The sequence below is a fragment of the Cytobacillus sp. S13-E01 genome (genome assembly GCF_029193815.1).
Classification (GTDB): Bacteria; Bacillota; Bacilli; order Bacillales; family Bacillaceae_L; genus Bacillus_BV.
Genome location: NZ_JARFVC010000006.1, coordinates 141,311 through 160,701, shown reverse-complemented (window position 1 = coordinate 160,701; position 19,391 = coordinate 141,311). Strand labels below are relative to the sequence as shown.

Annotated in this window: 17 protein-coding genes and 1 pseudogene; 5 read left to right on the top strand and 13 right to left on the bottom strand. The window is 35.1% G+C overall.

Translation table 11 applies throughout. The features are described from left to right. Window positions 1–109: 109 nt before the first annotated feature. The 3 genes from PY093_RS06810 to PY093_RS06800 form a co-directional block, all read right to left on the bottom strand. Window positions 110–1,336 (bottom strand): ISL3 family transposase, encoded by a 1,227-nt coding sequence (locus tag PY093_RS06810; RefSeq protein WP_275645129.1) that lies wholly within the window; start codon window positions 1,334–1,336, stop codon window positions 110–112. A 36-nt stretch (window positions 1,337–1,372) separates the two neighbouring features. Further along, window positions 1,373–1,606 (bottom strand): hypothetical protein, encoded by a 234-nt coding sequence (locus PY093_RS06805; RefSeq protein ID WP_275645128.1) that lies wholly within the window; start codon window positions 1,604–1,606, stop codon window positions 1,373–1,375. Between the two features lie 302 nt (window positions 1,607–1,908). After that, window positions 1,909–2,427, bottom strand: coding sequence for a helix-turn-helix domain-containing protein (locus tag PY093_RS06800; RefSeq protein ID WP_275645127.1), 519 nt, complete (start codon window positions 2,425–2,427; stop codon window positions 1,909–1,911). A 646-nt stretch (window positions 2,428–3,073) separates the two neighbouring features. Between PY093_RS06800 and PY093_RS06795 the strand changes: the two genes are divergently transcribed. Beyond that, a complete protein-coding gene (locus PY093_RS06795) occupies window positions 3,074–3,178 on the top strand; it encodes a putative holin-like toxin (protein ID WP_275645126.1) in 105 nt (34 codons plus the stop codon). 726 nt (window positions 3,179–3,904) lie between these two features. Here PY093_RS06795 and PY093_RS06790 read toward each other — a convergent pair. The 4 genes from PY093_RS06790 to ltaS all read right to left on the bottom strand — a co-directional run bounded on the left by PY093_RS06790 (window position 3,905) and on the right by ltaS (window position 10,315). Next, on the bottom strand, window positions 3,905–5,173 hold the full coding sequence (locus PY093_RS06790; RefSeq protein WP_275645125.1) for a cytosine deaminase: 1,269 nt from the start codon (window positions 5,171–5,173) through the stop codon (window positions 3,905–3,907). Window position 5,174: 1 nt separating this feature from the next. Next, window positions 5,175–6,443: a cytosine permease gene (gene codB, locus PY093_RS06785; RefSeq protein WP_275645124.1), complete on the bottom strand. Its 1,269-nt coding sequence runs from the start codon at window positions 6,441–6,443 to the stop codon at window positions 5,175–5,177. 348 nt (window positions 6,444–6,791) lie between these two features. Continuing rightward, window positions 6,792–7,991, bottom strand: a complete 1,200-nt coding sequence (locus PY093_RS06780; RefSeq protein ID WP_275645123.1) for a class I SAM-dependent rRNA methyltransferase — start codon at window positions 7,989–7,991, stop codon at window positions 6,792–6,794. A 347-nt stretch (window positions 7,992–8,338) separates the two neighbouring features. Continuing rightward, window positions 8,339–10,315, bottom strand: a complete 1,977-nt coding sequence (gene ltaS, locus PY093_RS06775) for a lipoteichoic acid synthase (protein WP_275645122.1) — start codon at window positions 10,313–10,315, stop codon at window positions 8,339–8,341. A 511-nt stretch (window positions 10,316–10,826) separates the two neighbouring features. On the opposite strand from ltaS, the gene PY093_RS06770 reads away from it, so the two are divergent. Continuing rightward, entirely contained in the window at window positions 10,827–11,435 is a 609-nt protein-coding gene (locus tag PY093_RS06770) for a DsbA family oxidoreductase (RefSeq protein WP_275645134.1), read from the top strand. A 216-nt stretch (window positions 11,436–11,651) separates the two neighbouring features. On the opposite strand, the gene PY093_RS06765 is transcribed toward PY093_RS06770, so the two are convergent. Then, on the bottom strand, window positions 11,652–12,659 hold the full coding sequence (locus PY093_RS06765) for a DUF3231 family protein (protein WP_275645121.1): 1,008 nt from the start codon (window positions 12,657–12,659) through the stop codon (window positions 11,652–11,654). Between the two features lie 353 nt (window positions 12,660–13,012). Beyond that, window positions 13,013–13,909: an acyl-ACP desaturase gene (locus tag PY093_RS06760; protein WP_275645120.1), complete on the bottom strand. Its 897-nt coding sequence runs from the start codon at window positions 13,907–13,909 to the stop codon at window positions 13,013–13,015. A gap of 460 nt (window positions 13,910–14,369) precedes the next feature. Here PY093_RS06760 and PY093_RS06755 point away from each other — a divergent pair, with 460 nt between their 5' ends. Then, window positions 14,370–14,666 (top strand): hypothetical protein, encoded by a 297-nt coding sequence (locus PY093_RS06755; RefSeq protein WP_275645119.1) that lies wholly within the window; start codon window positions 14,370–14,372, stop codon window positions 14,664–14,666. A gap of 486 nt (window positions 14,667–15,152) precedes the next feature. Here PY093_RS06755 and rlmN read toward each other — a convergent pair whose 3' ends face one another. The 3 genes and pseudogenes from rlmN to PY093_RS06740 form a co-directional block, all read right to left on the bottom strand. Next, window positions 15,153–16,223: a dual-specificity RNA methyltransferase RlmN gene (rlmN, locus tag PY093_RS06750; RefSeq protein ID WP_275645118.1), complete on the bottom strand. Its 1,071-nt coding sequence runs from the start codon at window positions 16,221–16,223 to the stop codon at window positions 15,153–15,155. Window positions 16,224–16,580: 357 nt separating this feature from the next. Next, window positions 16,581–16,760, bottom strand: a pseudogene (locus PY093_RS06745) (hypothetical protein); the annotation flags it as partial. A 679-nt stretch (window positions 16,761–17,439) separates the two neighbouring features. Continuing rightward, a complete protein-coding gene (locus tag PY093_RS06740) occupies window positions 17,440–17,616 on the bottom strand; it encodes a YjcZ family sporulation protein (RefSeq protein ID WP_275645117.1) in 177 nt (58 codons plus the stop codon). A gap of 256 nt (window positions 17,617–17,872) precedes the next feature. Between PY093_RS06740 and PY093_RS06735 the strand changes: the two genes are divergently transcribed. Continuing rightward, window positions 17,873–17,998: a YjcZ family sporulation protein gene (locus PY093_RS06735; protein WP_275645116.1), complete on the top strand. Its 126-nt coding sequence runs from the start codon at window positions 17,873–17,875 to the stop codon at window positions 17,996–17,998. Between the two features lie 63 nt (window positions 17,999–18,061). Then, window positions 18,062–18,109, top strand: a complete 48-nt coding sequence (locus PY093_RS21395) for a YjcZ family sporulation protein (protein ID WP_481769283.1) — start codon at window positions 18,062–18,064, stop codon at window positions 18,107–18,109. Between the two features lie 170 nt (window positions 18,110–18,279). Here the strand turns inward: PY093_RS21395 and trhO are convergent, their stop codons facing one another. Beyond that, the gene (gene trhO, locus PY093_RS06730) at window positions 18,280–19,245 is read right to left on the bottom strand and encodes an oxygen-dependent tRNA uridine(34) hydroxylase TrhO (RefSeq protein ID WP_275645115.1); all 966 of its coding nucleotides are present in this window, start codon (window positions 19,243–19,245) and stop codon (window positions 18,280–18,282) included. Window positions 19,246–19,391 lie beyond the last annotated feature (146 nt).

Sequence of the window (19,391 nt, the reverse complement as noted above, 5' to 3'; positions counted from 1 at the left end):
CCTTCATTTAACAACTTACAAGGGTAGTAGTTTCAATTGGGCTTGTCAAGGAAAGCACTTGACAAGCCCAATTGAAACTACTAAATGGTCTGTAAGTTAAATGAAGGAGTTACTCTGATAACTCTGTTACCCTTAGGTTCAACCCACCGGCAATAAGATAGATCATTGTTATTAAGTTTTTAGTTGAACGGTATCCTCTTGCTTGTCGTTTGGCTGCTTGGATTAATCCGTTTGTTGCCTCAAGTATGCCATTATTGATACGACTCTTAAACCATTGAAGGATACCACCACGATGCTTGTGTACACTTTTGGCCACCTTCACCATATCAGGAATCTGGGATCGTCTTGCCCAAGAAAGCCATTCATCCAAATAGGCTTCTGCTTCGGAGACATCCTTTTGCCAGAACCGTTGAAATGCTACTTTCAGTTGATAGGCTTTCGCCGTCTTTAGGTCTTGATCCTTTAATTTAAGCAATGTTTCTTTTTGTTTCGTGTTTAAATTGTCTTCATTTTTTATCCATGCATACCGGCTATTTTTTAACTCGGGATGATCTTTTTGCTCTTTACGACGTGTTTCATCCACCGCCTCATTAATCATCTTCATGACATGAAATTTATCGAAGGTAAGGGAGGCTTTTGGGAACTGTTCTTCAGCCCCCTTGATAAAGGCTGGAGACATGTCAATACTGAATTCTTTAATATTATCGGGGTGGCCGCCATGAACCATTAAATCATGTTTAAATCCCTTTAATGTATGTTGATCTTTGCCCTCTGTAACAGAAATAACCTTACGCTCTTCAAGATCCATGAAGATAGAGACATATTCGTGCCCTCTTTTTCTGGATGTTTCATCAAATCCTACCTGCTTTACAGAGGAATAGTCTTCTCTTTCGCGTGCTTCATTTACATAATGATGAAGGATTGGCCAAAGAGTTGTATCATGTTCACCAACAAGATTTGCCACCTTTTTAACGGGCATAGCTTTCATTAGAAGGATGACGAACGCTTCAAAGTACACAGAGAAACCAGACCGTTCACGGGCCCAATTTGGTTTTATTGTTTTAGCAGATCCGTCACATTCTGGACAATCTGTACGTGGTAGTCTTGCATGAAGATAGGCTTGGTACTGAAAGAAATTTAAGTGTCTCCATGTTCGTTCACGTCCATGGTCATAAATACGGGCGGGACTGCCACAAGTAGAACACTCAAATTTGCTGCCTTTTACCGTTGAAGCATATATGTGTAATTCTTTATCATCGGGATTGAATTCTACATGATCTACTTTCCATCCAGGGCCTAAATTTAGTGCCATTTGTAATAACTCATTTTCTGTCATTTTTAAACTACCGCCTTATCAATTATATTGGTAGTATCATTGTTGACAGATTAATTCCATACTAAACTGCGATGAACCTGATTTCTGTTTATCATAGAAGACCCACCACTTCCGCTTTTGTCCAACCTTGGCATTCATCATTTCAAAAATTATCGTGATTAACGCTGCTGGAAAAAAACGTTTTATATTGCGCTCTCCTAAAAAAAATACCGATAACCAAGGAAACAAGATCATCGCAATATTAAAAGACAAATGCTGTTTTGATAGCATAATAAACACTCCTTTCGCTTTTTAATAGTTTCATTTCTCTATAATATACACCGGATAGCAAAATACATTTACTTCTGTGAAGGGTTTACAAGTGACTATTCCTATTATGATACATAAAGATAATAATTATTTGCGAATGCAAATAATCAAAGCAAATAAATTTTAAATCCTCGACTATCCTTTCTAAACCATATGCGGAAAGCCTGACAAACAGAAAACAAGCCGATATTTACAAGTGATGTTAAATCTTGTAAATCGGCTTGTTAAATTTATTACAAATGGACTCATAAAATTGAAGTTGTTTAAGGTTTAGACGTTGGTTTGCTTACTATTTCAGTTAAAGATTTTGTTACAAATTCACTGAATGGTTTGCCTATTAATTCATTAATTAACAAAGAAGAAACTTTAATAAATTTAGAAAAATCTTCTTTTGAAACTCTATCGATTAATTGAACTATCTGTAAATCCGAGTTTCTTGAATTTTCATCTATAAAGTCTTGTACAAGTTTCCGTCCATCTTTTGCTAAGGATATTTTCTTTGTCCGGGCATCATTACCATTTTCAATTACAACTAAACCATCTTCTTTAAGCTTAATTAATTGTCGAAATACATTTGAGATATTTGTTTGAGCTAGGTAAGTAAGATCTGACATTGTTATATTTGTATCAAAATACAGAATCCATAAAATGCGAAAACTAGGAAAAGTTAATTTATTATTTTTTAGCACTTGTCTTATATCGTTTTCAATTACAAAATTGAGACCTCTTATAAATGCAAATGCTACATAACTATTAGCAAACTGTTCTCTGGATATATCCATGTACCCTCCTAATAGAATCTTTGAGATTCCCTTACAAATGAAATTTTTACAAATCTAACGACGAGGACTCTCTATATATTATTACCAACTAATCTACCTTTAAACCTGATATAGGACGGAGGGATATGTTCATTGTCCCGTTTGACTCTCAAATTTACTCCTTTATTAGAAAATACTGCATGGATTATAAGAACATAGTATACACATGCTTAACCTGATGTATCTTTTCCAAAGTCTTTTAACAAATCCTCCCGTTTCGTATCATCTGTTGCAAACTACCTGCTACTTTTTTTGCCTTTCTAACATTGTAAGCTATACTCCTAGTAATTTCTGAACACTTAAAAGCGTATGTAATTACTTAATATAATACTTACCACTACAATGGAGATTAGGGAAATATAAAGCAGTTTTTTCATACTATTTCGCCTCAATGTTTCTATTTCTATTAATCTAGTTTATTCGTATTTAGCTAGTGCATGCCAAGATTATGTTAATCTTACCCTTCCATGTTTCCACTATCATAAAAACAAGAACACTTGTTTCGTTTTGTTCTGGTACATTTAAAAGAAACGTGATAATATGAATCTAGTAACTACATATGCAGGTGGGCAGTTCACCCATTTCCCTTACGTTAGGGGGTAGATCAATGACGACGTACGAAGCAATTACATTGGCACTTCAATCTAACTTAGTTTTAGTAGGCGTGTTAACAATTGTAGTTATGCTATTCGTCGCAAACAAAAAGAAGTAACTGCTCCCACCTGGCCAGGTCTATGAGTAGTTACTTCTTTATTGTAAGTACTATTATACTTTGGGTTAGCCGTTCACTTTGCGGCTGTAGTCGCATTGATCAGATGTTAGAGCATCTGGTCTCTTTTTATTTATACTAATTATAGAATAAATTATACATAAGAAGCAACATTTTTAAATAAGACCATTTATTAGCATTCATTAGTGGAGTCAATGCAATTTTAATTTTAAAAGTAATCATAGAAACAAGAATCTCATTTCTAATACCACGAAGATACGTTTCTTTCTGTGTATTTTTCTAGTTGAGGCAAGTGGGATAATAATCATAGAGAAAAGCCAAATATTTATAATTAGTTAATATCCTAAGACGTTCAACAATAACTTAGAAAAAGGCTAATCTTTTAAACTTTAACGCAGCAGGGATTAGGCCCTATTTTATTTTGGTTTCATCAATTTTCAGGAGTCGGACTTTTACTACTTCCTGTAATAGTTCTTCTATAGGTGCCATCTCTTCTTACGCATTACATATAAATCTCGTCGCTAACTATTATAGATATACAAATAAGCAGGTTTAATTTCTTGCCAAGTTAAGAGTATGAAATTTTAATTGATTAATCGCAATATTCTTCAACTGAGCTAAGCGCAAACTTAGACAGTGTCTAAGTTTTTAAAGGTAAAATGTTGGGACAAGAAACCTGTCCCCTTGTCCCTTCTCCCCTTGTCCCTTCTATTTTTTAAAATTCACCTTTTCTGCTAACTCCCCAAAAGTAATTGTTGTTTCACTTGGTTTCGTTTCAGAAATAATTTTACCGTTACGAATAGAGTAGCGAACTACTGCTTGCCTCCGAATCGCCTCATATTCACTTTCGGCCGCTAATACGATAAAATTAGCTGGTTTTCCCTTTTCTATTCCGTAGTTTTCTTCAATGTTTAACGTCTTAGCACTATTATTTGTAATTAAATCGATAGAATTTTTAATTTGTTCATATCCCATTAATTGTGTAACATGAATGCCCATATGCAAGACTTGAAGCATATTCCCAGTGCCTAGCGGGTACCATGGATCAAAGATATCATCATGCCCGAAACAAACATTTAACCCAGCTTCCTGCAATTCCTTTACTCGTGTTAGTCCTCTTCGTTTTGGATATGTATCAAATCTACCTTGAAGATGAATATTCACAAGTGGATTTGCTACAAAGTTAATGGAAGATAACTTTAATAGTCTAAATAATTTATAGGTGTAGGCATCATTATACGAGCCCATCGCTGTTGTATGACTAGCTGTTACACGATTTCCTAATCCTCGCTCATAACTTTCCGCTGCTACAACCTCAACAAATCGGGACTGTTCATCATCAATTTCATCACAATGGATATCAACCAGGCGATCATATTTTTCAGCAAGATCAAAAGCTGTCTTTAATGACGCTACCCCATATTCTCTTGTAAATTCAAAATGGGGAATACCACCGACTACATCAGCACCCATCTTTAGTGATTCTTCCATTAACTCCGCCCCATTTGGATATGAAAGAATCCCCTCTTGTGGAAAAGCAACAAGTTGTAAGTCAACATATGGAGCCATCTCTTCTTTTACTTCAAGCATCGCTTTTAAAGCCGTTAAGTCTGGATCAGTAACATCTACATGTGTACGGACATGTTGGATTCCTTGGGAAATTTGCCATTTTAAAGCCGTTTTCGCCCTTGTTTTCACATCTTCATGTGTTAAGCTTTCTTTTCTCTGGGCCCATCTTTGGATCCCTTCAAATAAAGTCCCGCTCCGATTCCACTCAGGCTCACCTGCCGTTAATGTTGTATCTAGGTGAATATGCGGCTCGATAAAAGGCGGGATGACAAGAGAACCATCTACATCTATGAGCTGTTGATTTGTTACTTCCATTATACCTTGTGAAATTTCATTTATCTTTCCGTCTATTACCGCTATATTCCATAACCCATCTTTTCCTCTTAGTTTTGCATTTTTAATAATCACTCTATTTACTCACCTTTTCCATTTCAGTTATAATGATAGGTTTTACCTCTGTATTCGCTGTCAGTTTGGAAACCAGTACAAACGTAACGGCAGAGCCTAATAGTGCATTAATTGGAGGCACACCTGGAACAAAATTCGCAATTGCTACCCCAGCGCCCCATGCTACTAGAGCTACCCAATTGACTGCTTTAAAGTTCATGTCTTCAAACCTTTTATATTTTCCACGATTCACTATGAAGTAATCGGCTAAAATAATGGCCCCAATTGAAGGTAATGTCGACCCTAAAATCGTAAGCCAGCCAACGAAGTTATTGTATAACCACATTGCAGCAATTGTACCAACTATTCCGTTAAATACAACTACTTTGCTTTTAGCGATTTTCGTAATATTAGAAAATCCTAAACCAGAAGCATATAGTGCATTATCGTTCGTTGTCCATATATTTAAACCAAGTACAATAATTGCTGGAATGATTAATCCTTGAAGAAACATCACTTCTGAAATGTCTGACTGGCTTGTAGCAATGGCACCGACTGCCCCAAAGAGAAACATTAGAGAATTCCCGATAAAGAAAGCAATTACTGTTGTGATAACAGCTGAACGTTTTGTTTTTGCAAAGCGTACAAAATCAGGTGTTAATGTTCCAGCACTAATAAATGAACCGATACAGATTGTTAAAGCAGCCGCCAGACCAATCGCTTCATTCGGTTGGTGTTGAAGTAACCCCTCTAAGCCACCTATAGTTTCTGTTGCTTTAAATACAGAAAAACTACCTAATATTGTAATTAACGGCACAGCTATAAAGCTAAGGATCGCTAATGCCTTCATACCGAAGAAAGCCGTTATTGTCATTAAAATCCCTGCGATCGCTATAAGCAAATAAGTATCTAAACCCGTAACTTTTTGAACTGGTATCGCAAACATTGCTACCCCAACGCCAAACCATCCAACTTGTGTAGCCGCCAGTAGAAATGATGATAAGTAAGACCCTTTTTCCCCAAAAGCATAACGAGTAAGTAAATGCGTAGATAATCCTGTCTTTGCTGCAATATAACCCAATGCCCCAGTGTACACCCCTAGAATTAGATTACCCGCTAAAACAATCCCCATAAATTGCATGAATGTTAATCCCGTACCTAATGTTCCGCCAGACCACATACTAGCTGAGAAGAATGTAAGTCCTAACATTACCACAAGCATTTTCCAGAATCCATTTCGATGTGCCTGTGGTACCGCCTCTAACGCAAAATCCAAATCCACCTTTTTCATACCAATTCCTCCAATATCATGTAGTTTTTGAAGCTGGTACCGAAGAATTCTTCGATTTGCTAGACGGTTAGGGAAAAAAACAGGCTTCTTGCCATTTTTCGACAAGAAGCCCGTTTATCTTACAATGAGCCCTAGATTAAGAATATCCATATCCATTATCCATAGTCATCATAATTTCCGTAGTCCTTGTCAGCCTCACGGGACTGAATTAAAGGTACCAGTATTTAATTATTTATATTATTACAAGAAAAGATATTGTTGTCAATATAAAATTAGGGGATTTATTAGCATCACTAAGTACATACATTAGGCAAGGGAAAGTCCGTTAAGTAGAAAAATTGGTTGAGTTTAATCGTTAAGCTTTCTTATAAACACAACCTTAAGATAGTTTCCTTCCTTAAATTGCTTACTTGTTCTAAAGTCATCAGGCAGTGAAAATTCCTCTTTTAGGCTATATTTCAGGTTAGATTCCTTAAATGCCGTATCAATGAAACCTTTAAATTTTTTCATGTCAAACGTAGCACAGTTTGTCGAGGCTACAATTAAACCATTATCCTCAGTAATTGCTATCGCTTCTTTCAGGAGGTTCTTATAGTCTTTAGCAGCACTGAAGGTGTATTTCTTAGATCTTGCAAAACTAGGTGGATCTAGAATGACCATATCAAATATTTTCTTTTTCTTACCTGCGTATTTAAAATAATTAAACACATCTTCGACAATAATATCATGTGCTTCGTAATCAATTCCGTTCACACTGAACTGTTCAATCGTCTTGCCTAAACTACGATTAGCAAGATCGACGCTTGTTGTTTTTGTCGCCCCACCTAAGGCTGCAAAAACAGAAAATGCCCCAGTATAGGAAAATGTGTTTAATACCTTCTTTCCTTCCGCATACTTATCACGAATCGTTCTTCTCACATCGCGCTGGTCGAGAAAAACACCGACCATAGCTTCTTCATTTATGTATACCGCAAAATGAACTCCATTTTCTTTAACAATAATCGGAAACTGACCTCTTACGCCAGTAACAAATCCATCTTCTTCACTATTTTGTTCAGTAGTGTTAAAACGCTTTTTTTGATAAATAGCTTTATAATTAACTAGCTTTTTTAAAGATGAAAGCACGTACTCGCTATACTTGTATATTCCTTTACTATACCAATTGATTAAATAATAGCCGTCAAAATAATCAATCGTTAAGCCTCCAATGCCATCACCTTCTGCATTAAATAAACGAAATGCGTTCGTTTCTTGGTTATCAAAAAATGATTGTCTAATGTCTAACGCAGCTTTAATTTTCTTTTCAAAAAACAACTGGTCAATTTTTTCTTTTTCATTTTGAGTGAGGACCCAGCCATATCCTTTATTTTGCTTGCCATAATAACCTTTTCCAATAAATCTATTTTCTTCATCAACAAGTTTAACAAGATCACCTTCTTCAGTTAGGGCGTTCATGTTAACAAGCGCATCTTTAAAAATAAGTGGATAACCCGCTTTATAACTTTTCACAAATTTTGATTTCACTTTGACCACTACTTCTAATCCCATTTTCTTCATCCTACCTTTTCGTTTCTTAAGGGACGGCGGGTCAGGTCCATTGTCCCGACTGTCTGTCTCTCTCACAATTGTTCGCTATATTGATGAGTAGTATACTTTGGCTTGTTTTGTTAGTTAACCTCTGAACAAGATTTTTTTCAGATGTTTCTATAGCATACCTGTCAAACTTTACTTAAAAACACTTACAGCTCCTAAATTCAAAGAAGCTTGACAGGGTCTACGCCAATCTATTTTGTTCTTATTTCAACCAAGTGGTCCAGACAGAAACCTGTCCCCATGTCTCCCACACCAAAAAAAGCTATTGAGTTATAAATCTCAATAGCTTTTATAAAAAGACATTATTTAATTTCGAGAATACCTTCACCTGTTATATCATAATTTATTTTTGGCACAAATTTATAATTATAGTCAAATTGTGAACGATCGACAGGAACAAACTCTTTAGGAGTGTAGAAACGTAAGAGATCCCCTTCTACAAGACGGTCAGAGTATCTTAGTTTCATATCCACAGCTTCTTGTAAGCGATTTGTTTCTTCAGTTGCTTTTATTTCAATTCCAGTGGATGAATCATAGAATTCGCCACCAGTATATGATACTGTCGGGCCTACAAAATCTCCATTTCTAAATGGGATTAATTCATCATGTTCTTCTGATAATAAATCAGTTCCAAATTGTACATATTGTTTTGTATCGATCCCTAATAAATGCATTAACGTTGGAAGTACGTCAATCTGTCCTCCATATTGACTCTGTGTACCACCTTCAACTCCAGGCACACGAATAAATAAAGGAACTCTTTGTAAGCCTGCACTTTCAAAAGGTGTAATTTCTTTGTCTAACACTTTTGACATTGCTTTATTACGATTATCAGAAACTCCATAATGGTCACCATACATAACAATCATTGAATTATCATATAAGCCAGATTCCTTCAAGTAATCAAAGAATTCTTTTAAAGCCTCGTCTGCATATCGTGCTGTCTGGAAGTAATTGTCTACAGTCTTATCACCAGTTGTATGTGGCGCAATGGTTGCCTTCTCTTGATCCATTGAATATGGATAATGGTTAGTAACTGTAATAAATTTTGTATAAAAAGGCTGCGGTAATGATTCAAGCAAAGGGATAGACTGTTCAAAGAATGGTTTATCCATTAACCCATACTCTGCTTGATCTTCTGGGTTCATATCATAATAACTTGAATCAAAAAAATTGTCATAGCCAAATGATTTATATATTTCATCACGATTCCAGAAAGACCCACTGTTACCATGGAAGACTGCTGAAGTGTAGCCATTTTGTCCTAAAATGGCAGGTGCCGCCTGGTATGTGTTTAACCCTTTGGTTGAAAACGCAGAGCCCTGTGGAAGTCCGTACAAGGAGTTCTCTAATAAAAATTCAGCGTCTGACGATTTCCCTTGCGCGGTTTGTTGGAAAAAGTTATCAAAATACATCGTGTTAGATTCTTTTGTTAAAGAATTTAAAAATGGTGTAACTTCTTCACCGCGAAGCTCATAATTGATAAGGAAATTTTGCATTGACTCAAGATGAATATAAATCACATTCATTCCTTTTGCTGCCCCAAAATATTCTGGGTTAGGGCTTGCATACTCCGATCTAGTAAAGTTAATCACTTCAGTAATATCATTACTATCTGCCATCGCACGTTTTGCAGATGCTTTCATACTCTGAACAGCGTCATAAATTGTGTAATTGTACATTCCTAAATATTTTACAATATAGTTACGGTCAAATGTTCTTGTCAATAATTGTGGGCGATCTTTCTCAGCCAAGCCTAAATTTACTGACATAATAAGAATAGCAGCTATAAATATAGTACCAATTCTTCTGCGCTCGATTTGAAAGACTTGATTTTTTTTATGTCCAACTATTACTAATACAAACAATACAATTGTATCTAGGAAGAATAATAGATCATAAGGTTTTAACAGTGAAGGCACACTTCCACTAACATCACCAAAGTTTTGGGTCTGCATTAACGTTGGTAATGTGATAAAATCACTAAAAAATCGATAGTACACAACATTTGCAAATAATAAAAAGCTTAATAACAAGTCTATTACAATGAGCCATATATATTTTCTTCTTCCCTTTGCTAATAAAGCAAACCCGAGGAAGAAAAGGGCTGAGCCTAAAGGGTTAAGAAATAGTAAAAATTCCTGTAAACCCTTTTCTACACCTAAATTAAATTCATTAAGCTGAACCAAATATGTTTTTATCCATAATAAAACAACAGCTAATAGGAAAAGGTTCATATAATTATCTTCGAATCTGATTTTGTTAATAAAATTCTTCATAATTCCACCTCTTCTAAATTTTATTCATAATTTCAGTTATATATTAAATAAATGTATCTATCTATTATTCTATAAAAATCACAAATTCCTCTTAAGGACTATACTAGATATTAACTCATTCTATGAAAAAGTCAAGAATCTAGAAATGTATAAATTCACGTAAAACTCTGTAACATTCGTAATGAAAACGCTTAGAAAAATATTTTACTTTATCACCAACTGCAAGATACAACAAACCATTTCACACTTGAGTATTTGAATATTTGAGTATTCACACTCAACAACAAAGAACACTCGCTTTTATATTTGTTTATAAATAAAGACTATTTTTGTTTTTATCTTACCCTCGAATTATTTCCCTAAGGATGATTTCCTTAACAGAAAATTCCTGTCTAAGGCACTTTATTGGACTAAAATAGACCAAGGTAGGTATACTAAATTGGATAAAGGAATGGAGGTAGACACGATGTTAATTGAAATGTGGACTGATTTTGCTTGACCGTTTTGCTATATTGGCAAAAAGCGTCTGGAGGACGCTCTTAAGAAAATTGACCAACCCGTTAAAGTTGTATATCGAAGCTTTGAATTAGATCCTACGGCAGAACGGGATATAAATGATAATATGTACGAGAAATTAGCAAATAAATATGGAATGAGCATTGAACAAGCAAAGGCAAACACCCAAAATTTGAAGCAAATGGCAAGTGAGGTTGGGTTGGACTTTCAATTGGATACACTGATTTTAACTAATACATTTGACGCCCATCGACTTGCATTCTACGCTAAAAAACAAGGTTTAATGAATGTGATGACGGATCGGATTTTACGCGCGTATTACACCGAGTCAAAGCATATTGGCGATCATTCAACTTTAATTGAGTTAGCGAAAGAAGTTGGCTTGGATGGAGACGCTGTTGCCAGCATGCTTGAAAGTGGTGACATGAGTAATGAGGTTCGTGCAGACGAACAAGAAGCAGCTGAGCTTGGTATCAGAAGCATTCCGTTTTTCCTCATAAACCGAAAATACACTGTCACAGGGGCCCAATCAACTGAGACATTTATACAAGCGATTGGCCAAATCATGGAACAAGATGGTCCATTTACAGATATTAGTGAATAGACTATGTCATGTGATGAAAATGGATGCGAAATTCCAAAACAATAAATCGGAAATAAAAGACAGTGGGTGAAAACTTCCGCTGTCTTTTGCATTTTGGGTCCCCAGTCAATTAATCCTTTACCGAACTTGGGGACAAGCCTCAAATATTAATTTTCTGTATCTGAACTAATGACTTTCAAGCCAGTTTCTAAAAAAGCAGCACCGTTGTGGTACTACTTACTTGTTTTGAAGCTCATTTCTATCGATTGCCATGGGTGGTTGCTCTAACCATCCATACTCAATAGTTAACCTCGCACCTTTTTCAGCATATTTTCCAATCTGAGCACCTAACTTTGTATACATAGCCGCAAGATCACGTCTTTGACTTGTTGCGATAGAGATTCCATAGTTACCAATACCAGTAGCAGTTGCCACACCAACATGGTACAACATTAGATAATCTGAAAACGCAGGTTCTTTAGAATCAGTTACCTCCTGAACCCAAGACGGTTGGTAAGAAAGAGAGTCTTCTGCTAATAATTGGGAGAACTTTTCCACCTGCTCTATTGCTACCTTATGTCCATCTTGAAAATACTCCCTAAGTTTTGGTTCTTTTGCTGTTTGACTAAACGCTGTCATTAGCGAAGTTCCCAGGAGATTATTTTCTATATTCATAAAGACTTTCGTGATCTCAATAGAGGTTAACGGTCTATTTTCACCAAACCATTCCCCCAAAAAGTCTTTGTTTTCCACAAAATCTACTTGTTTCGGTGTTGGAATCTCAGGTGGTCGAGCAGTAAGTCCTTTCTCTAACATTAATTTCATCGTTTGGTTAAAAAGCTCAGTGTCCTCATGTATACAATGCATGAAATACATCCTAATATCTTCTCTGTGTGAACTTGAAAAGGCTAGTGAGTAATTTGCTATCCCTCCGCGAAGTGCTTGGATAAGATAATACAAATAAAATTTATCAGTGAATAGCCGTGGTGCCTCAAGATTCACATCTTGTTCCCCAAATCCATGTGGTATTGGGAAATCTTCCTTTATAAAAAGATCCTTTGCTTGTTGAATATGTTTATTGGCAAGATCTTTCGCGCTAGATACGATATTTTCTATGTCTTTATCATCAATGTTACGAAGAAAGTGTTCGAAAATACAAACTAACATAGTATCTCCTATGTAATTTCGCCAAAGAAAAGACATTTCTGCAGTTGATAGTCCGACATTATCATGATGAACTTCCATTAATGGTTTAACCCCCTTTATTCATTCATTCATTCAGTAATAGTGTGGCTTTTTTGGATACGTTTTATAACTACAACTAAATAACAGAATTGCAAAAGAGCAAAAGAAAATATGCCTGACCCATCTTACAAATCCTTTGGATTCCGTGGTTATTGGGTAACCAATATGGTTTCCTCGGGTAACGCGATCAATATGATGTCCAATACTAAACGTTAAAGATTACTTTTTTGATGAGACCTATTAAAAACTATTACAGTATGAAATCAGAATTAACTGGATTAAATCTTGGTCGTATTAGGAGTATGAATATGAAGAAATTAACAGAAGACAAGCCTTTTAGGCTTGTCTTCTCATTATTTTTCATTTTTCTTAGCAAAGCGGTCTCTTACCTTTTTTAATCTATCCCGGTAAGAAATAACCTCCACGCGTGCCTTTTCTGCTTCGGGTGCAAGTGGTCTTAAGTTTTCTAGCTCCCAATATTCTACAATAACATCTAATACTTGGTCAAAGTATTCAAGAGGACCATAATTTGCTTCTTTAGCAATGATGCTCATTCTGTCTTCGAAGTCTGGCATTACGGTTCCAGGCATTTGAAAATTTTTAATAACATGACCAAGATAATAACAATAATTCGGCTCAATTTGTAAATGGAATTTAACAACGTCACGGTAGAAAGCATAATGTAAGATTTCATCTTTAGCTAATCTTCTTAAAAGAGTACCTAAATCTTTATCGTGTGTTCCAGCAACTTTTGCTACGTTGTTGTAAAAAACCATTGTTGCAAGTTCCTGAAGTGTCGTATATACCATTGTTTCAAAAGGAGTATGAAAATCAGGGGACCAACCGGCCTCAACTGTTTGTTTATGAAGTTCATGTAATCTTTTTGGGTCTACGTTTCGTGTAATTAATAAGTAATTTTCAATAAGATTGGAGTGTTGGTCTTCTTCCGCTGTCCAAGTATGCACGAAATCAGTAATAACTGACAATCCGCCTTTAAACGTTTGTTCCAAGTGAGAGGTAAACCAAGGTAGGTTTACTTCAGTTAGCAAGGCTGTTTCCACTGCTGTTATTATACCACTAGGAAGTGTAACTTGGCTCTTATCCCACGGAACTCTTCTAAAGTCTTGAGCTTTATCCCAAGGCAAAAATTCATAATAACCCCAATCTATTTTTGCAGAGCGCACTTTATGCTCTTCGTATATTTCTTTAATTTTAGCTTCTAATCGAAAATCCAAGTGGTTTGTTAGCAATTTAAAATCTCCCTTGCTACATATTTTTCCTCTTTAAGAATAGCATCTTTTCCTATAGATATACATATTTTAAGCATTCCTTATTTTCTTAAATTTGTACTGAGAAAATCCATTGTACAACTGCCTTCTTTGTAGTGAATAAAACATATCCAAGAAAAGGATTCTTTTTATTTATTTTCACTTGGAAAGTGAGTTCCTTAGATAAGGGTTTCTAGCTTTTTTGTGTTTTTCGATGAATAATGTAGGTTCGAAATAAGTTATAAAAATTATGTCGCATAGCATATTAATAATAAACTGCTAATATGAGGAGTGACATTGCAAATTTCAATTTTTATTTACTATATCTTATTTTCACTAATAATTACAGGATGCACTAACGATGTAATTAAAACAAATAAAAGTAGTATTAAATCGGAAGGTTTACCAGAAAGTAGCGAAAATTTTCAGAAGTTTGAAGGGTATGTATCAAAAATTAATTTTAAAAGACGGAAAAATACTAATTATTAAAGAGACTGATAACAAAAAAGAAGAATCTATTTGGTTAATATTGTCAAGCACAAATAAAGTCAAAGTGGGGGATAACATCATTGCTTATATAGAAGGACCAATATTTTATTCGAATCCTTTACAAGCAACATCAAAAAAATTGAAATTAATGATTATGAATTGTGTTAATAAAACAACTTATAATCTTTCGCCTAAAAATTGGCTACTTTTTAGGCGAAAGATTATTATTGAACAAGATTATCCTAGTTAAGCAAAGGATATAATCCTACATCTTCATAAATATTTCTTGCATGTATATAGATTGTAGGATAAAACCCTACTCCACCTTGAACAATTCCTTTTAATTCACTTCATAGTATACTGTGCCTTCACTATCTCCGCCTGTTGAATTCATTGAAGTTCCTCTGATATTTTGAAAATGTATACCATCTTGATATTACTAGCGCTTTTTAATTCTTTTAGCAACTTATATAGTTCATATCGATATCTACGTTCAACCTCTTCCACATAAGCAGGATATTTAGAACCATTGAATCTAACAAATCCACTCGGCAACGATAATAGCTGGAACGAGGAACCTTTAGAACCTGTAAAATCGCGGGTAATACTGTACTTTTTATGAAATTTTTCTACCAACTGTACTACTACTCTTTTTTTCACTCTTTTTCATTGTTATATTTAGTCCAAACCCATTAAAGATATCCATTTTTTTTTGCAATTTTATAACGACTTTTTTCTATGAACGAGCTTTATCCTTTTTTATTTGCTTACTTCTCAACTGGCCACATGCAGCATCAATATCTGAACCTTGTTCTACGCGAACACCACAATTAATGCCATGCTTCAACAATGTTTCATAAAACTCGAGTATTGCCTTCTTCGTACTTCTTTCGTATTGATTATGTTCATCGACAGGATTATAAGGTATCAGATTGACATAGGATAAATGTCGTTTGTTTTTAAGCAATTTAACGAGTTCGATTGCTTCTTCTTTATGATCATTTACATCCTTTAGTAGGATATACTCAAATGTTATTCTGCGGTTAGTTTTTTCTAAGTAATAGTCGATTGCAGGCATTAATTCTTCGAGGGGATAGGCTTTATTGATTTTCATAATCCGAGTTCGAAGTTCGTTATTTGGTGCATGCAATGATACTGCTAAGTTTATTTGTAGATTTTCATCAGCAAAATCTCTTATTTTTTTGGCTAGACCACTTGTCGAGACCGTAATATGTCTTGCTCCAATAGAAAGACCTTTCTGGTCATTTACCACACTGAAGAAGTCCAACATATTATCATAATTATCAAATGGTTCTCCAATTCCCATTACCACAATATGGCTGACTCTTTCATCTTTTCCGCTTTCATCAAGATGATGTTGAACATTCATGATCTGCTCAACAATTTCACCACTCGATAAATCGCGATTCTTTTTTAACAAACCACTTGCACAGAACGTACAGCCAATATTACAACCCACTTGCGTTGTAACGCAGACAGACAATCCATAATTAAATCGCATTAACACGGTTTCAATTAGATTTCCATCCTGCAGCTTAAACAAGAATTTAATCGTACCATCCTTTGATTCTTGCTTAACTTCTTGTTTTAGTGATTGTATATAGTAATGATCCTCTAATAATTTAATGCTATTTGCGCTAATATTTTTCATTAACGAAAAATCAGTGACTCTCTTTTTATATAACCAATCCCAAATTTGACTAGCGCGAAATTTTTTCTCACCATGTTCAACCAACCATTCTGTTAGTTGTTCGAGTGTTAACCCGTATATAGATGTTTTTTCCATAATAACCCTCTTTTCGAACTTTACCTTTTCTAAACTTCTATAGTACTTAAGTTTTGTCAATGTAGCAACCAATATATACTTAGATAAGTTATATAATACCCTAAAACAAACAATTTAATTTTATTTACCTGAATGTAGAAACTCTGAGCTACAATAGCAAGGGCTTTATTGCTGTATATCTTTTTATCGATTAATGTCGTACATTTTTCAATATTTTATATCTTAAATATTAACCTATTTGTAGACTATCTTAAATGAAAATAGACGCTAACCCCGTATAAGAGGATAGCGCCTACTGATAAATGGAATTGTTTTTCTTTTTTATAAAACGTATTCCAACTGTACTTACCTCAAATTTCAGAAGCTGTTTTCAAGCTCATCAACTAAAAATCCTACATAAGCCACAGCCTTCTTAATCGGCTCTGGACTAGACATATCCACTCCAGCTACTTTCATTAACTCAAGCGGCTTCAATGTCCCACCTGCTTTTAAAGCAGAAACCCAGCGATCAATGGCTGTTTGACCTTCTGCTTGAATATGTGGCGCTAATTCTGTATGAATGGTATCTAATTGATTATGATACATTTCCTTTGTCACTTGTTGTTCATGTAAAAGCATATCCGTAACTGAGTCATAGTTGCGTAATTTTGCTTCAATCACTTGTTAACACCATTAATACTTTTATTAGTTACTATCGATTCCTCACCAAATATTAATGTATAAGTACCTTCATTATGCTGTATTCCAAAGTCGCCCATCACATCTAACTCCAATAATATATTGCCCACGCCGCTGACACATTCACACTTATCGGCTATCTTATAAAAGGTAGTTATTTTTATGTATTATGTTATTACCTTTTAAACTATCACGATTTTAGGTAAAAAGTTTCACAATCTTAATGATTTTTTCGCCATTTATTGCCATTTTCCCTTTAAAAAAATACTCTACAATTTTTCCTATTAAACAAATAGGACGCTAATCCTTTTACAAGGATAGGCGCCTGATTGCGGGAATTGATGAAAAGCTACCTTAACAAACTCCAAACCCTTTTAGTTTTAGCTCGAAACAAACATACGTGTAGAGAAAAATAAGAAAAGTACAAATCATCCCTAACGGAGACAATCATAAGAAGAGTCGACTATTGTTAACCTTCTGGACGGATTGACTTAAGTTGTCTTTAAAACTAACCTCTCCAAAAGGAATCATTTATTTATTATGCGTATATCGCGCCGATGATTATTAACAAAATGAATAACACAACAATTAATACAAATCCGTTATTACCAGTAGGTGCTACTACTGGTTGAGCAACAGGTCTTGAGCACCAAGGAGCACCAAATCCGCCGCCGAAACCACCTAAGCCATAGCCACCATAGTTACCGAATCCCATTTCCTTTCCCCCTTACTATTGTCATTTAGTAATTTCTATTTAGTTTATGCTTTCTGACTTTAATCTGTAAGGGCGCATATCGTCTAGTATTTATTTTTTATTATGATCTTAAATTCATACCCTTCTAAAAACAACCTACGTTGTCTAGTGCAGGTTCTTATGACTTTGTGCCCAAATGGTCTAAAAATGGTCAATTACCCAGTTCAATATTTGACCATCATACATACAGTAATAAAGAATGGATGGAGGTGTTTTTATGAGCGGTGTAGTTGAAGCTGGATATGGTGCTGGTGGTGGATTTGCATTGATTGTCGTGTTATTTATCCTACTAATTATTGTAGGAGCTGCTTACGTTGGCGGCGGGTTCGGAGGAGCTTACTAAAGAAGTGTGTTAGGAGGCGTTTGATGGCATATGGTTATGGTGCACTGGTGGGAATGATTTCATATTAAATTATTCATTCTTCTCATTATTGTAGGCACTGCGTTATGTTAATTTCCTCTTAATGTTTCCTAATACCTGGGATTTAGTTTTATAAAAAAAGGTTGTTTGCTAAGCAACCTTAAGCTGTTGAGAAATTCTCGACAGCTTTTTTATTGTTAAGGAATTTATATATCCTATCGCATAAAAATCTAATCTGTTAAAGAAAGGATAAAAAAATCCTTTTATCCCTGACTTACTCTTTCCTTTTCAACTTTCTGAAGTCTATCTTTTACCTCTTCTTCTGTTAATCCATGTTCTTCTATATAACGGTTTCTTGGATGTACACGACATTCATGTGTACAACCTCGTAAGTAAAAATGTTCATTTTCCTCAGAAACAATAATTTTTTTATTACACTCAGGATTACCACAGTTTACATACCGTTCGCACGGTTCACCTGTAAAGTGATCTTTCCCAACAATAACATGCTCTACTTGGTTAATTGGCACACTAATTCTTTCATCAAACACATAACATTGTCCATTCCATAGCTTCCCTTTTATTTCCGGATCTTTTCCGTATGTGACAATACCACCATGCAATTGCCCTACATCTTCAAAGCCTTCATTTAATAACCATCCAGAAAACTTTTCGCAGCGGACACCACCCGTACAATAGGTCAAGATTTTTTTATTTTCAAATTGCTCTTTGTTGTTGCGGATCCATTCTGGAAGCTCACGGAATGACGTAATATCAGGTCTTACTGCTCCCTGAAAGTGCCCTAAATCATACTCATAGTCATTACGGGCATCAATCACAACCGTATTTGGCGCTTGCATCTGCTCATAAAATTCTTTTGGGCTTAAATAATTTCCGGTCACTTTTCGTGGGTCTATATCATCCTCTAGCCTTAGTGTGACTAATTCTTTTCGATATCTAACATGCATCTTTTTGAATGCATTCTCGTCTGCCTCGTCCTCTTTAAACACCATGTCTTCAAATCGTGGGTCATTTCTTAGAGCCGCCTTATATTTTTCCGTTTGCTCTACAGTTCCAGAAACGGTACCATTTATTCCCTCATCTGCTACTAAAATGCGTCCTTTTAACCCAAGATCCACACATAACTTTAAGTGTTGTTGCGCAAATTCCTCAGCGCCCTCGATCGGAACATATTGATAATAAAGTAACACTCTATATTCTTTTTCCATTATCTAAAGTAACCACCTTTTAAAAACTAATGTTAAAATCTAATCTATTTCGATATTATTATAAACCAAGGTGATCAAATTCTATATATATTTGCTCTACCAACCTTTTCTACTTTTTCCCAAGTTACTTATACATCGCCAATCTA

What these genes read in the sequence shown, in the direction of transcription:
- PY093_RS06800 (WP_275645127.1), bottom strand. Translation starts at nt 2,427, where the DNA reads ATGGATATATCCAGAGAACAGTTTGCTAATAGTTATGTAGCATTTGCA.
- rlmN (WP_275645118.1), bottom strand. Translation starts at nt 16,223, where the DNA reads ATGGAAAAAACATCTATATACGGGTTAACACTCGAACAACTAACAGAA.
- PY093_RS06765 (WP_275645121.1), bottom strand. Translation starts at nt 12,659, where the DNA reads ATGGAAGTTCATCATGATAATGTCGGACTATCAACTGCAGAAATGTCT.
- PY093_RS06780 (WP_275645123.1), bottom strand. Translation starts at nt 7,991, where the DNA reads ATGGGATTAGAAGTAGTGGTCAAAGTGAAATCAAAATTTGTGAAAAGT.
- PY093_RS06755 (WP_275645119.1), top strand. Translation starts at nt 14,370, where the DNA reads ATGTATCAAAAATTAATTTTAAAAGACGGAAAAATACTAATTATTAAA.
- trhO (WP_275645115.1), bottom strand. Translation starts at nt 19,245, where the DNA reads ATGGAAAAAGAATATAGAGTGTTACTTTATTATCAATATGTTCCGATC.
- PY093_RS06810 (WP_275645129.1), bottom strand. Translation starts at nt 1,336, where the DNA reads ATGACAGAAAATGAGTTATTACAAATGGCACTAAATTTAGGCCCTGGA.
- PY093_RS06805 (WP_275645128.1), bottom strand. Translation starts at nt 1,606, where the DNA reads ATGCTATCAAAACAGCATTTGTCTTTTAATATTGCGATGATCTTGTTT.
- ltaS (WP_275645122.1), bottom strand. Translation starts at nt 10,315, where the DNA reads ATGAAGAATTTTATTAACAAAATCAGATTCGAAGATAATTATATGAAC.
- PY093_RS06740 (WP_275645117.1), bottom strand. Translation starts at nt 17,616, where the DNA reads ATGGGATTCGGTAACTATGGTGGCTATGGCTTAGGTGGTTTCGGCGGC.
- PY093_RS06795 (WP_275645126.1), top strand. Translation starts at nt 3,074, where the DNA reads ATGACGACGTACGAAGCAATTACATTGGCACTTCAATCTAACTTAGTT.
- PY093_RS06735 (WP_275645116.1), top strand. Translation starts at nt 17,873, where the DNA reads ATGAGCGGTGTAGTTGAAGCTGGATATGGTGCTGGTGGTGGATTTGCA.
- codB (WP_275645124.1), bottom strand. Translation starts at nt 6,443, where the DNA reads ATGAAAAAGGTGGATTTGGATTTTGCGTTAGAGGCGGTACCACAGGCA.